This is a genomic window from Paenibacillus sp. 32O-W (genome assembly GCF_007679495.1).
GTDB classification, from domain to species: domain Bacteria; phylum Bacillota; class Bacilli; order Paenibacillales; family NBRC-103111; genus Paenibacillus_L; species Paenibacillus_L residui.
Map to the genome: position 1 here is coordinate 1 of NZ_VEGP01000015.1, position 13,142 is coordinate 13,142.

Genomic DNA, 13,142 nt, shown 5'->3' on the forward strand with positions numbered 1-13,142 from the left:
TGTTCTCGACAAACACCATTCTACCAAAGATTTGGGCACTTTTTTATGTTTTCAATGAACGGTACTTTCGAAATTTAAGTTGATATCTATTCATTCGATCAGAAGGCCGGGAAACCCTTTAATATCACCCTTTAACCGCACCGATCAGCATTCCTCTGACAAAATACTTTTGCAAAAACGGATAAACCGCAAGGATCGGCAGAATCGCTACGACGACCGTGGCCATCTTGATCGTTTCCGGAGGAAGCTGCTGCATAAGCTGGCTGTTCATCAATTGCAGCTCCTGGCTGACGTTCGGATTCTGGATCATATTGCGCAGAACAAGCTGGATAGGATAGAGGGATTTATCGCTTATATATAGAATGGCCTTAAAAAAATCATTCCAATGTCCGACAGCATAGAAGAGTCCTATCGTTGCAATGATCGGCATGGAGAGGGGCAGCACGATGCGAAACATGGTCTGAAAGTCGCCGCAGCCGTCCACCTTCGCCGCATCTTCTATTTCGTCGGGGAGGTTCTGGAAGTAAGTCTTGACAATCAGCATATTAAAAGCGGAGACCAGTCCCGGGATAATCAACGCCCAGATCGTATTGGTCAATCCGACTCCACGGACGACGAGATAGGTAGGGATCAGTCCGCCGTTAAAAAGCATCGTAAACACGATGGCCAGCAGGAAGAAATTGCGTCCCGGAACGAATTTCTTGGATAGCGGGTAGGCTAGCAGAATGGTCGTGGCAAGGTTCAAGGCGGTTCCTACCACGGTAACGAATACGGTAATCTTCAATGCCTGCGGAATGCGCTGGCTGGAGAAAATCTCCTTGTAGGCATCGAAGGTAACGGAATTCGGTATGATGACGAAGCCGCCCCGGCTCAACACCTCCGAGAATGGCGTAATGGACATTATGAATACATAATAGATTGGAAACAAGCAGGCGAGGGCGAACAAGCCGAGAATAATATACAGAATGGCGTCAACGACACGATCTGTTTTCGTTTTATGCAGTACTAATGACATAACTATGCCTCCTAACCTGATGCTAGTTAAAGTTCAACTTTTACCAAATTCCGGAGCCGCCCATTCTCTTGGATAGGTTATTGGCTCCCAGGACGAGAATAAAGCCGACTATGGATTTAAAGAAGCCTGTAGCGGACGAAATGCTGAATTCCAGCTTCTCTAGACCTTGCCGGTAAACCCAGGTATCGATGATGTCGCCGACTTCATAAACACGGGCATTCAGGAAAATAAACACCTGCTCGAATCCGGCATCCAAAATATGCCCGATACGCAAGATAAGCAGCAGCAGGAAGACATCCCGGATCCCCGGCAGCGTAATGTGCCAGATCTGCCGCCAGCGGCTGGCGCCGTCAACGACTGCGGCCTCATACAGCTCGCTGTTAATGGAGCTTAAGGCAGCCAGGTAGATGATGGCGCCGAAGCCGGTGCTTTTCCATAAGTCCGTAATAATTAGCAGTGGCCGGAAGAAGTTTTTGTCGGTCATCAGATTGACCTCTCCCCACCCCATGTTCTGATGAAATTGGGTATACAGCCCGGAGCCGGGAGCAAGGAAGGCGAATACAAGTCCGAATACAATGACCCAGGAGAGAAAGTGGGGACCGTAAGTAATGGTCTGTACGATCCGCTTGAACCAGGCTACCCGGATTTCATTGAGGATCAAAGCCAGCAGAACATCGGGGAACATCCCGAAAATAATGCGATAAAAGCTTATAAGAACCGTATTGCGGAAAATGATGAAAAAATCAGGGGAGGCAAAAATTCTCCGGAAGTTATCCAGCCCCACCCATTCGCTGCCCCAAATTCCTTTGAGCAGGTTGTAATCCTTGAAGGCAATGATCAGTCCGCCCATCGGCAAATAGGAGAAGATAAGATAGTAAGCCAAACCGGGCAGCATCATCAGGTAAAACCAACGGGCCCGATAAATCGATTTCCACTGGATTTTAGGCTTCGATTTTTTCGATTTTAGCGGCATAGCGATTTCTGGTTTCATCTGCACAGACTCCTTTGTCGAGAAATTAATAGCTTGGCTGGTCTGTTGAAAAATCGGATACCGCAGAGAAAGAAAGCTTTCCCCGCGATATCCGCCAATTCATACCATCAAGCGCCATACGACAACGACTTATTTATTTGTCTCTGAAAGTAATTGTACGCCCATGAGCCTTGGACATCTGTTCCGCATAGGCTTCGAAGACGGCCCGCCCGCCGTATTTATCCATCAGCTCCTCGCGGTATGTCGGCCAGTTGGAGGCATCCTGTTCTTCGAACAAGATCTTGCTCAGAACCGAATATAACTGATTGCGGAAATCTGCCAGATTATACCCTTCCGGCGGAGCTACGTTCGTTCCGATAGAAGGAAGGTATTTATAAGTTCTCAATTTCTCCAGGATGGCGCGGTCGCGATCCGTCTCCGTGGGACGGACCACCTCGAGCCCGAATACCTGAGGCTCATCCGCCGTAGCGAAGAACTGGTATATGTTCAGGAAATCTCCCTGGTCGACGACATCCCGTTTGTAGGCATCCGCATCCAGCGTAATGGTATTGCCGTCTCTCTTGTAGTGGACGCCCTCTTGCCCGTAGCGGACCAACAGGAACCCTTCCTCGCTGGCCATCCAGTCCAGAATTTGCAGAGTTCTTTCTACGTTCTCCAGCGGGGTGTCTTTGCCGAACATAAAGGGGTTGCCGGGCAAGGCTTCTGTCGCTACACCGGTGTCTGCAAAGGGGTGGAAGGGCTGCCAGTCGACCTTTTCCGCTTCTTCGGCTTTCCCGGCGGATTTCAGAATCTCTTTTGTTTTGAACTGAACGCTGTTCGGATCGTTGTCTAAAGCGGCAAACCGGGACCCGCTCCAGAAAATACCCGCTTTACCTTGCGCGGCCTTATTGATGTCTTCCCCTGTTTTTTGTAAAAACCAATCTTCATCTACAACTTTCATGTCAATGACCTTGCGGATATCGTCTAGCACTTGTTGGACTTTCAGATCGGAATAACCGTCCACCAATTGATCATTAACCAATCCGAGTCCATAGAGGCCGTTTTTCAAATATTCCGGCCAGTAGACGTAAGGGAGGGTTCCGTTGCCGACGGTCGTAAACCCTTTGGTATCATCTTTGCCGTTATTGTCGGGATCATTAAAGGTAAACGCCTTCATGACCTCGATCATTTCTTCATAATTTGTCGGGATATCGACATCGACCCCCTTGGCCTTCAGGTTGTCGATCCAGTCCTGTCGAACGTAGTAGGAAACGTATTGCTGTTTGGCGAACGGGACCGGGGCGCGCATAAATTTATTCTGTACTTTGTAACGCTCTAGCTCATCCTCTTTAACCCAGTATTTAAAGTAGTTTGGCATTTTTTCCGGGGTAACGAGTCCGGTCATATCCAGGGTTAATCCGTCTTTAATATAGGTGTTGGAAGTGGCGCCGTCGGACATGAACATATCTGGAACATCCCGACCGGCCATCATCAGATTCAGCTTGGTGATGAAATCCGCGCCGACTTGCATATGTTCGATTTGCAGGTCGACATTGAATTTTTCTTCAATGGTCTTTCTTACGAAATCTTTGTCTTTAGGGGGCAAGCTTGAATTGTTGGAGCCGTTTACGAACCATTTCAGCGTGAGCTTCTTATCGTTAGAGTTGGACTGCCCTTGCCCTTGATCCCCATCCTTGTTGTTGTTGGTGGCGTCCGGCGTCGGTGTCGGCTCGTTAGCTCCCTTATCCGAATTACAGGCGGCAAGGAATAAGATTAAGACTAGCGAACATAACAGCATGAATGTGGTACGGAATTTAACATTCTTCAATCCTTTCATCCCCTTCGTTATGATCAACTCATTGAAAACGATTACAAATAAGATTGTAAACGAAGGAGACGTTGTAATCCTATAGTATTTTTTTAACTTTCGATGGTAATCTAATTACTATTGATGACGACAACCCGCTATTAAAGCGGGTTGTTTCGTGAACCGGAACGGCTATCCGAATTGCTATTCTTTGTTTCCTATAAATAATTCCGTGCGAATGACCCGGTTATGGGCGCTAAATTGATCCACTTCCTCACGATTGTTGAACTCAGCCACACCTTGGTCATCCTGCCCGTTATCGTACCACACCGTGTATTCAATGCGGGCATCCAGCGGCTCATATCCATTCATGCTCGTCTGCATCTCCTTATCATCCGATGAAAAAAACGGCCTGAAAATCCGCCTGGATATTCAAGCCATCTTGAAGTTTGGTTCATGCCGAAGATTAACGTTGGGGATCCCGGTCTCCGTTCCGTTCGCGGTTACGGCCCGTCAAGCCGGCCAAGCCCACCAGACCCAACAAACCTAACCAGCTCCAGTTTCCGTAGTTCCCCGTTTCTCGGGTAGTGTAGGTCTGGGCTCTTGTTCCGTAAGGTCTATAGGTCACGCCCGTGCCGCGAGTCGTTCCGTCTGTGCCGGTACCTCTAGTCCCATCCATAGTGGTTGTGCCGCGGGGCGTCCCGTCTAGACCGGTACCTCTAACTCCATCTACAGTCGTATTTGGATCAGGTGAGCCTGCCGGGGGAGTCGGTACGGTCGTTTTATCCGTCGGCTCCGATACTCCGTAAGTGTGATTGGTTGTCGTAGGAGCAGGAGAAGACTCGGCGCTAGCCGTCAAAGCAAACATGAAGGACAGAGCTAAAGACATAAGGGTCAAGCTGATCTTCTTCATTATCTCACCTCCTCACTCCCCGTTAGTGTGATATGATGTTTCCCGGATTATGAGCATCAAAACCTGCCAGATTATTGGTGAACGTAGCGGCCTTGGTCCGGAATGGCCAAGCGGTCGAAATCCCGGGCCAGAGTCTCTAGCTGCCCGGCGAGATCCCGGCCGAACATCGGTTGACCGTGACCTGTATAGGCAGTGGCCGGATTTAATGCAGCGAGCTTCCGAACCGATTCTCGGGCTTGCTGCCAATCGGTTGTGAAATAGGCGGGCGGACCATGGATTTCCCTGGTCTGAGTCATGACGGACAGAGCGGATTCCTGCTTGACCGTAATAAAAGCGTCACCCGCGATGACCGTCCGGTCCTTCTCCCTGAACAGGGAAACGTGTCCGGGGGTATGCCCTGGCGTGTGAATCCATCGCCACTCCGGCAGGGAAGGAACGCTGCCGTCCGATGGCAGGGGCTCGATCCGGCCGCCCAAGTCTATCCCTTCATTGGGATAGAGGGGAGAAATTCCGGCCATCAGCCCACCTCCGACGGTAGGATCGGCAGGGGGGTAATCCTTGCGCCCCGTAAGGTAAGGAAGCTCGAGCGAATGCGCAAAGACGGGAACTTCCCAATGATCGGCCAGCTCGATAACGGTGCCTACATGGTCGAAGTGTCCGTGGGTGAGAATGATCGCCTTCGGCTTGCTGCCTACTCCGAATCGTTCTTCGGCAGCACCGATAATTTTGTTCGCAAAGCGGCCGATGCCTGTATCGACCAGCACCCAGTCTGCCGCACCGGATTCCTTCGGTTTTCCGATCATATAGAGGTTAACGATTAGTGTGGTGATCTGGTGAATATCGGAAATCTGTCCATTGTCCGTGGCTTCGACCGTGCGATCCGATTCGTTTCTTAACAAGATTGAACTCTCCCTTCCAAAAAGGATTTCCTCGTTGGTTTGCCCAAAATTTCGCCGTAAGATACGTGATTGCAGGAAAGGATTGAAAGGATTGCTGAATACAAAAAACGGAGAACCTATATCAGGTTCTCCGCTTGATTTGAAGTATAGAGGGTGATACAAGTGATACAAAAAAATCAGGCTTCCACGTCTTCCAGCCAACGAATTTCCTCCGGTGTCAGCCGGATTTGGGTCGCTTCCGCGCAGGACTCCATCTCGGCCTGATTCCGGGGCCCGATCAGGGCGGCGGTCGGGAAGGGCTGATTCAGAACGTAAGCGAGAGCGATCTGAATCGCCGTGACTCCCCGCTTGGCGGCCAGCTCTTCCGCCCGGCGCAGGCGCTCCCAATTGGCCTCGCTGTAGAACACGCGGACCGTGTCCGGATCGCTCAGGTCATCGGGGCGGTATCTTCCCGTGAAGAAGCCGCGGGCCTGCGACGACCATGACAGCAGCGGAAGCCCGCTGGCCGTATGCCAGGCGCACGTATCCGCGTCTGCGGACACGCAGCCTTCCCAATAAGGCTCCTTGGCCTTGGCCAAGCTCAGATTGGGGCTGCTGAAGGAGAAGCCCGTCAGTCCGTGCCGGGCAGCATAATCGTTGGCCTCCTGAATCCGCTGGTGCGTCCAGTTGGAGGCGCCGATGGCCCGGATTCGTCCGGCCTCGATGTGGCTGTTGAGCGCTTCCATAATCGGGCCGACGGGAACGTTCGGATCATCACGATGCAGGGCATAGAGGTCTACATAATCCGTTTGCAGTCTTTCGAGGCTTTCCAGCAAGTCTTGGCGAATGGCTTCCGCATGAACTCGCGGCCCCGCAGCATCGTGATGCGCCCCCTTGGTCAGTATCACGATATCCTCACGTTTGCCTCTTTGCTTCAACCACAGGCCGATAGCGACTTCGCTTTTGCCCCCGCAATAGATGTGGGCGGTATCGATAGTATTCCCGCCGATACGGATATAGGCCTCTAGGATTTCGCTCACTAGATCGATCTTTTCCGGCATGAAATAGTCCGAGCCCATAATGAGCTGCGATACTTTCGTCTCTAAACCATTAATGGAGATAAAATTCATCGCCTCTAACCTCCTAATGTGGAATAACGACTCTCGAACGTGTCCGGGCCGATTCCAGGCACGCATCCAGCACACGCATATTCCGAACGGAATCCTGCTGTCCGAAGGCCGGCGCGGCTTCGTCCAATACTACAGCGGCAAAATCATCCGCCTGAAGGGAATAATGGTTCATCGGCGGAAATTCGACTTCCCGTCTCTGTCCGCGTACGGTGACGTAGAAGACGCTAGGGCTGTTCGGATCGCACACATAGGCAGACGGTACTTCAATCCGGCCATCCGTGCCCAAGATCTCGAGTGTGTTACGGGAGGCGGCCCACATTCCGCAATCGAAGGTCAGAGCGATCCCGCCCGGGAACTCCAGCAGCCCGGAAGCCATCATATCGACGCCGTCATGGTGCTCGGAGAAGAAGGCATGAACAATGGCCGCTTCCGGCTCCGAACCGGTAACCAAACGAGCCGCACTGATCGGATATACCCCGATATCATATAAAGCGCCGCCTCCCATTGCTTGATTAAAACGGAAATTGCCGGTATTCGCCGAGCTGTTGAAGGTGAAAGTTCCATGGATTCCACGCAGGTCCCCAAGCTCTCCGGAGGCAATGATCTCTTGGATTTTGTTATACCGGGGATGATGACGGTACATGAATGCCTCGGCCAAGTGAACGCCCGCCCGGGAACAGGCTGCGGTCATTTCCTCCGCTTCTCCGGCATCGATGGAGAAGGGCTTCTCACACAGTACATGCTTGCCTGCTTCTGCGGCGCGGATGGTCCACTCCTTATGCAGGTGATTAGGGAGGGGGATGTATACGGCATCGACCGATTCGTCCTCCAGAAGCGCCTCGTAGCTTCCGTATGATCTGGCAATTCCGAGCTTTCCGGCGGTTTCCCGCGCCTTGGATTCGTCCCGGCTCGCAATGGCGATTACTTCTCCCCGGGAAGACTGTTGAATCCCGGGTATCACGGACCCTATGGCAATATTGGCGCATCCCATTACGCCCCAGCGAAGCTTTCTGCTCATGTCTTCAGCTCCTTGTTAAAAATTTATTGTTATTATAAACCAGCAATTTTAAAATGAATATAATAAAATATTGATGTCAATAACACGATTTTGTCCTCGAGGGGAGGGGATGGCCATGGTGATGCGGCAGAGGCATCTGCCCACCATACCGGAGCACCGCCTGCTCTGTCTTCCGGTTTCGGTAGGCTGGTATTGGGACGAGCCCGAGCACATAGTTGACCGCAGCAAAGGGGCATGGAACGATTACAGTATTCATTTTGTATTGGAGGGCAAAGGATATGTCGAACTCGATGGCGCTATCCATACTCTTGGGAGAGGGGATGCATTCCTGTATTACCCTTATGAGCGGCAGCGTTACTATTCCTCCGAAGAAGAGCCCTGGAGTATCCGCTGGGTCCATTTTTACGGGAAGAAGCTGAATGAATTTCTGATCGGAATGGGGATTCAACGCTCCACACTCTGGTCGATCAGGCAACTGGAACCGCTGGAAGAGGCCCATCAGCGGCTGATGGAGGAAGCGGAGCGGCATGTATTGCTTCACGATGCGAAGCTGACGACACTTATGTATGCTTTGCTGGTCGAATTTATGTCGCAGGCGGTTCCCTTCATGCCGGCTAAAGGATCGGCCCCTTCAACGGAACGGATTGACGAGCTGCTGCCGCTTATGCAGGAGCAAGCTTGCGAGCCGTTTAACCTCGACTATTGGGCGGAGCAAGCCGGAGTGAGTACCTTCTATTTCTGCAAATTGTTCCGGCGGGCCACCCGAATGACACCGCTGGCCTTCATCACCTTGTGCAGAATCCAAGCCGGCAAGGAGCAGCTTCTCGAGCGGCCGGACTGGCCGGTTAAACGGATTGCCGAAGAGTGCGGTTATCCGAATGCAAGCTATTTCAACAAGCGCTTTCTTGAGCACGAAGGGATGACCCCGACCGAGTTCCGTGAATTGTACGGCAGGCGGATATAAAGTGATGCTGCGAAGGTGAGTTTGTTCCCGACAGCCGCCCGGATGGCCGGACTGAGGGTTTGAGGATTAAAGCTCCGATTATTTCTTCAACAAAAAATTATTTTTTCTTTTTTTTGTATTTTTTGTCCTCAATAAGTTGTACAATGTCCATGGGGGCTGATCCTTCCGCATTCGAGTGGGCGGGTTCGTACCCGACAGTTTCTTTTTTAAACAATCTTAATTAAGACGTAGGAGGAGTTTTCGATATGAAGGTAGCAGTCATCGGCTGCGGAATTATGGGGAAAACTCATGCGAACGCCTATCGCGAATTGCCCGGCGCAGAATTGGTCGGAGTATGCGACTTCGTTGAAGAAGCAGCCAGGGCGACGGCAGAGCAATATGAGACGCAGCCTTACTTTTCCTTTGAAGACATGATCGAGAAGGCCAAGCCGGAGGCGGTCAGCATTTGCCTGCCCACCCATTTGCACAAGGAGTATGTGATCAAGGCGGCGGAGCGCGGCGTGCACGTTATTTGTGAAAAGCCAATGGCTCCAACTTTGTCCGAAGCCCGCGAAATGATAGAAGTCTGTAAGACCAACGGCGTCCGTTTATTCATCGCCCATGTCGTCCGGTTCTTCCCGAGCTATAAGGATATTACCCGCCAAGTCATGAATGGTGCCGTAGGAAATGTTGGAGTTGTACATACGAAGAGAATCGGCGGCCGTCCTGGACAAACCAAAGCCTGGTATAACGACAAGAGCAAGAGCGGCGGAGTCATTATGGATCTGATGATCCACGATATCGATTTTGTCCGTGGAATTGCCGGAGAGATCAAGAGCGTTTATGCCATGGAGCGCAGCACGGAAAATATGGACTATTCTTTAGTTACTTTAAGATTTGATAATGGGGCTATGGCCAATTTGGAAGCGTTCTGGGGTTATCCGGGGCCATTCACTACGGCAGTGGAAGTGGCCGGCAATAAAGGGGTGGTCCGCTTTAACAGTGAGCAGACCCATTCAGTACGCATTCATAAAACAGCAGACAGCGAAGACGGAGGCAAGACGGTTTCCCGCACTGCCAGTCCTACGCTGCGCGATCCGTATTATTATGAGTTGGAACATTTTCTGGAGTGCATTCGGACAGGAGCCGAGCCGCTTGTTACAGCGGAGGACGGATACCGGGCGGTGGAGGTTTCTCTCGCCGCGCTCGAATCTATTCGTACGGGAGCGGTCATTGATATGCGCCAGTTTCAAAGTGAAGCCGGGAGGGAGAACGTATGACAGCAGCGCTTAAAGTCGGAATGATCAGCTTTGCCCACGGCCATGCCTTCAGTTATTTCCGGGCGCTGATGAACATCCCCAATGTGGAAGTTGCCGGAATTGCCGATGAAGTGAAAAGCCGTGTTCAGGAATTAACGGAGAAGCATTCGATCCCTTATTATGAAGACTATCGTCAGCTTCTGGAGACGGATATCGATGCGGTGGTGATTTGTTCGGAGAACGTGCACCATGCGAAGTTGACGATCGATTCGGCCAATGCGGGCAAGCATGTTCTATGTGAGAAGCCTCTGGGAGTCTCGGTTGAAGAGATGGAGGAGATGATCCGCGTCTGCAAGGACAACGGAGTGCAGTTGATGACTGCGTTTCCATGTCGGTATATTACTGCAGTAACCGAAGCGAAGGCAGCGATTGAACGTGGAGAAATCGGCGAAATTCTCGCGATCAAAGGCACTAACCGCGGAACCATGCCGGGCGGCTGGTTCATTGAGCCGTCCTTGTCCGGCGGCGGAGCGGTTCTAGATCATACCGTCCATGTCATGGACTTAATGAATTGGTTCTTGGGCAGCAGGGTGAAGGAAGTTTACGCAGAAGCGGGAACCTTATTCCATGATATTGCAGTGGATGATGCCGGACTCGTTCATGTCAAGTACGAGAATGGAGTCGTGGCCGTGCTCGATACAAGCTGGTCCAGACCGAAGTCATTCCCGACCTGGGGAGACGTCACGATGGAGATTATCGGAACCCGCGGGGTCATCTCCGTAGATTCCTTCGCACAGAAGAACGAAGTGTATAATGATGAGAAGATGAAGGCTCAATGGAGCAGTTGGGCCGACGGAATGGATGAAGGCCTCGTGCGCGGCTTCCTGGATGCTATTCGTGATAATCGCGAAGTGCCGATTACCGGGGAGGACGGATTAAGATCGACCGAAGTGGCGCTTGCCGCCTATGAGTCGATCAAGAAGGGCCAGCCGGTAAAACTCGGTTAAATGGAACAAGCGGGGTGTGCTGAATAAGCGCACCTTGTTTTTTTACCACATTAGAATAGTCGCTCATCCATGAATAATCCGATAGGAGTTTTTTCCACTACATGGTCTAACGGTTGCCACGGCCGTTAAGTAGCTGATTTTAGCCACTTTCAAAATCTAACGGTTGCGGGTGATGTTATTTTGCTGTTTTCCATGGATTTGAGATGAAAAAGGCGCCTATTAGCGGCGATGACAACCGTTAGATTTTCAGAGTATGCATTTTTTGAGGAATAGCGTCTGCAGCAACCGTTACTGCTTTAAGCGATCGTTTTTTAGCCAATACGCTATTGCGTTGTCCTTTTTTCAGCAACCGAAGCGATGTTTTCTATATATGCAATATCTATGCCCGAGCTAATGTTTTGCCGATCACATCAGCCTAATAAGCCGAATTTACCTTGCGAAAGTTGAACTATTATGCATTAAAAAAATTAAGCCTTTCTATACATATAACTTATAGGATAAAAGTACATATACGAAATACTGAGCTAATATTGTATAATGCATTCAAACGCAAAAATTGGAGTCGAGTCAATGAACGATCAAAAATTCAGCAACTTGGAGCTTAGTCGAAAGCAGGAGCGCTTTTCGTCCGCCGGATTTATTCTAACGGCTATAGGGAGTTCTGTCGGGTTAGGGAACATGTGGAAATTCCCTTATATTACTGGGGAACATGGTGGAGCCGCTTTTTTCTTGTTGTTTATTGTATGTTTGATTATTATCGGTTTGCCTGTCCTGCTGGCTGAGCTGGCATTAGGAAGAAGCGGAAGGGGAAGTGCGGCGACGTCCTTCGTTAGAGCAGGAGGGAGACGGGGCTGGACAAGCGTCGGCCTGCTGCAGGTTATTGCCCCTTTCTTAATTTTGTCCTTCTATATTATCGTCGCAGGCTGGACTCTGCATTATGCGGTTTCTGCCTTTAGCGGCAAGCTGTTTAGCGGCGAGGATTTTAGCAGCCAATTCTCCGGGTTTATTTCCGGCTATTGGCCGGTCGTGTGGCAATTGGTTGCCTTGCTTATTACGGGAGGAATCGTGATTCTCGGGATTGCCAAGGGGATTGAGAAGTTTAACAAGCTCATCATTCCTAGTCTGGTGATTCTTCTCCTGATTTTGATGGTAAGGGCTATCACCTTGCCGGGGGCGGAAGAGGGAGTTTCATTCTTTCTGAAGCCGGACTTCTCGCAGTTGACGGCGGAAGCCGCTTTGGTAGCGCTTGGACATGCCTTCTTCTCGCTATCGCTCGGAATGGGAATCCTTCTGACGTACGGCTCCTATGTGCGCAAGGAGCAATCGCTCGGAACAGCATCGCTGGCTATCGGAGCGGGCGATCTTATCTATGCCTTCATTGCCGGGTTAATCATATTCCCGACGACGTTCTCCTTCGGCATTGCTCCTGACCAGGGCCCTTCCCTTGTCTTCATTGCATTGCCGGCTGCCTTCTCGGCTATGCCGCTTGGCACGCTGTTTGGCGGTTTGTTCTTTGTGCTGCTCGCCTTTGCGGCACTGACTTCGGCCGTATCCCTGCTTGAAGTTCCGGTTTCCTATGCGATGGAGCGGTTTCACTGGGGAAGGACCAAGGCCGTTTGCATCATTATAGCGATCCTTTTTGTCCTGGGGATTCCATCTGTCTTATCGTTAGGCGCTGTGTCCGCTCTCACATTTGGGGGCAAATCCTTTTTTGATTGGGTCGATTTTGTCACTTCCAATATCATGCTGCCCATTGGCGGTCTCGCCATTACGATATTTGCAGGCTACTATTGGAAAGGAGCGGCCGAGGCTTCTGGCTTGAGAGCAGGCTGGTTCCGGGTATGGTTGTTCATGCTGCGTTATGTAGCGCCTGTTCTTGTTTTTCTCGTATTCCTGCATACGTCAGGCATCCTTCAGTTTTAATAAGCGAAAAGAGCCGTCCGGCCCACCGGACGGCTTTCTTTCAAGTACGCGATGACTGCGTCCGTGCCTGTGCTGTCGCAGCTCAAGAGGCCGGCTTTTTTCTTCGCAAGCCGCGAGGGGGGCGCCATTGCGGTCCTCGCATGGTGATAGGTCAACCCTCATGCCGGCTGCCGGCCCCCAAAAGAAGCAAAAGTGCATCTTTTTTCACGGAAATCGCCTATTGTAAGGGAAAAGCCTGCAAAAATACACGAATTTCAGTGAATGAGAGGCATTGCTTCA

12 protein-coding genes are annotated in these 13,142 nt (G+C 51.0%); 4 read left to right on the plus strand and 8 right to left on the minus strand.

Going from position 1 to position 13,142, the window contains the following annotated elements; all coding sequences use genetic code 11:
* Positions 1-124: 124 nt before the first annotated feature.
* The 8 genes from FS806_RS08235 to FS806_RS08260 form a co-directional block, all read right to left on the minus strand.
* A complete protein-coding gene (locus tag FS806_RS08235; protein WP_144934367.1) occupies positions 125-1,015 on the minus strand; it encodes a carbohydrate ABC transporter permease in 891 nt (296 codons plus the stop codon).
* Positions 1,016-1,055: 40 nt separating this feature from the next.
* The gene (locus tag FS806_RS08240; RefSeq protein WP_144934369.1) at positions 1,056-2,006 is read right to left on the minus strand and encodes an ABC transporter permease; all 951 of its coding nucleotides are present in this window, start codon (positions 2,004-2,006) and stop codon (positions 1,056-1,058) included.
* A 133-nt stretch (positions 2,007-2,139) separates the two neighbouring features.
* Entirely contained in the window at positions 2,140-3,813 is a 1,674-nt protein-coding gene (locus FS806_RS08245; protein ID WP_144934371.1) for a type 2 periplasmic-binding domain-containing protein, read from the minus strand.
* 183 nt (positions 3,814-3,996) lie between these two features.
* A complete protein-coding gene (locus FS806_RS25690; protein WP_186328268.1) occupies positions 3,997-4,164 on the minus strand; it encodes a hypothetical protein in 168 nt (55 codons plus the stop codon).
* A 94-nt stretch (positions 4,165-4,258) separates the two neighbouring features.
* Positions 4,259-4,705, minus strand: a complete 447-nt coding sequence (locus FS806_RS26635) for a WGxxGxxG family protein (RefSeq protein WP_225312514.1) — start codon at positions 4,703-4,705, stop codon at positions 4,259-4,261.
* 71 nt (positions 4,706-4,776) lie between these two features.
* Positions 4,777-5,604 carry an MBL fold metallo-hydrolase gene (locus FS806_RS08250; protein WP_144934373.1) on the minus strand — a complete coding sequence of 276 codons (828 nt, stop codon included), beginning with the start codon at positions 5,602-5,604 and terminating at the stop codon, positions 4,777-4,779.
* Between the two features lie 176 nt (positions 5,605-5,780).
* Positions 5,781-6,713: an aldo/keto reductase gene (locus FS806_RS08255; RefSeq protein ID WP_144934375.1), complete on the minus strand. Its 933-nt coding sequence runs from the start codon at positions 6,711-6,713 to the stop codon at positions 5,781-5,783.
* A 13-nt stretch (positions 6,714-6,726) separates the two neighbouring features.
* Complete coding sequence (locus FS806_RS08260; protein WP_144934377.1) at positions 6,727-7,731, minus strand: Gfo/Idh/MocA family protein; 1,005 nt, start codon at positions 7,729-7,731, stop codon at positions 6,727-6,729.
* 115 nt (positions 7,732-7,846) lie between these two features.
* On the opposite strand from FS806_RS08260, the gene FS806_RS08265 reads away from it, so the two are divergent.
* The 4 genes from FS806_RS08265 (at position 7,847) to FS806_RS08280 (ending at position 12,863) form a co-directional block, all read left to right on the plus strand.
* Positions 7,847-8,695 carry a helix-turn-helix transcriptional regulator gene (locus FS806_RS08265; protein ID WP_144934379.1) on the plus strand — a complete coding sequence of 283 codons (849 nt, stop codon included), beginning with the start codon at positions 7,847-7,849 and terminating at the stop codon, positions 8,693-8,695.
* A 245-nt stretch (positions 8,696-8,940) separates the two neighbouring features.
* Positions 8,941-9,954, plus strand: coding sequence for a Gfo/Idh/MocA family protein (locus FS806_RS08270; protein WP_144934381.1), 1,014 nt, complete (start codon positions 8,941-8,943; stop codon positions 9,952-9,954).
* Positions 9,951-10,940, plus strand: coding sequence for a Gfo/Idh/MocA family protein (locus tag FS806_RS08275; protein WP_144934383.1), 990 nt, complete (start codon positions 9,951-9,953; stop codon positions 10,938-10,940). Before FS806_RS08270 ends, FS806_RS08275 begins: the two co-directional genes overlap by 4 nt.
* Positions 10,941-11,510: 570 nt before the next feature.
* Complete coding sequence (locus FS806_RS08280) at positions 11,511-12,863, plus strand: sodium-dependent transporter (protein WP_144934384.1); 1,353 nt, start codon at positions 11,511-11,513, stop codon at positions 12,861-12,863.
* Positions 12,864-13,142 lie beyond the last annotated feature (279 nt).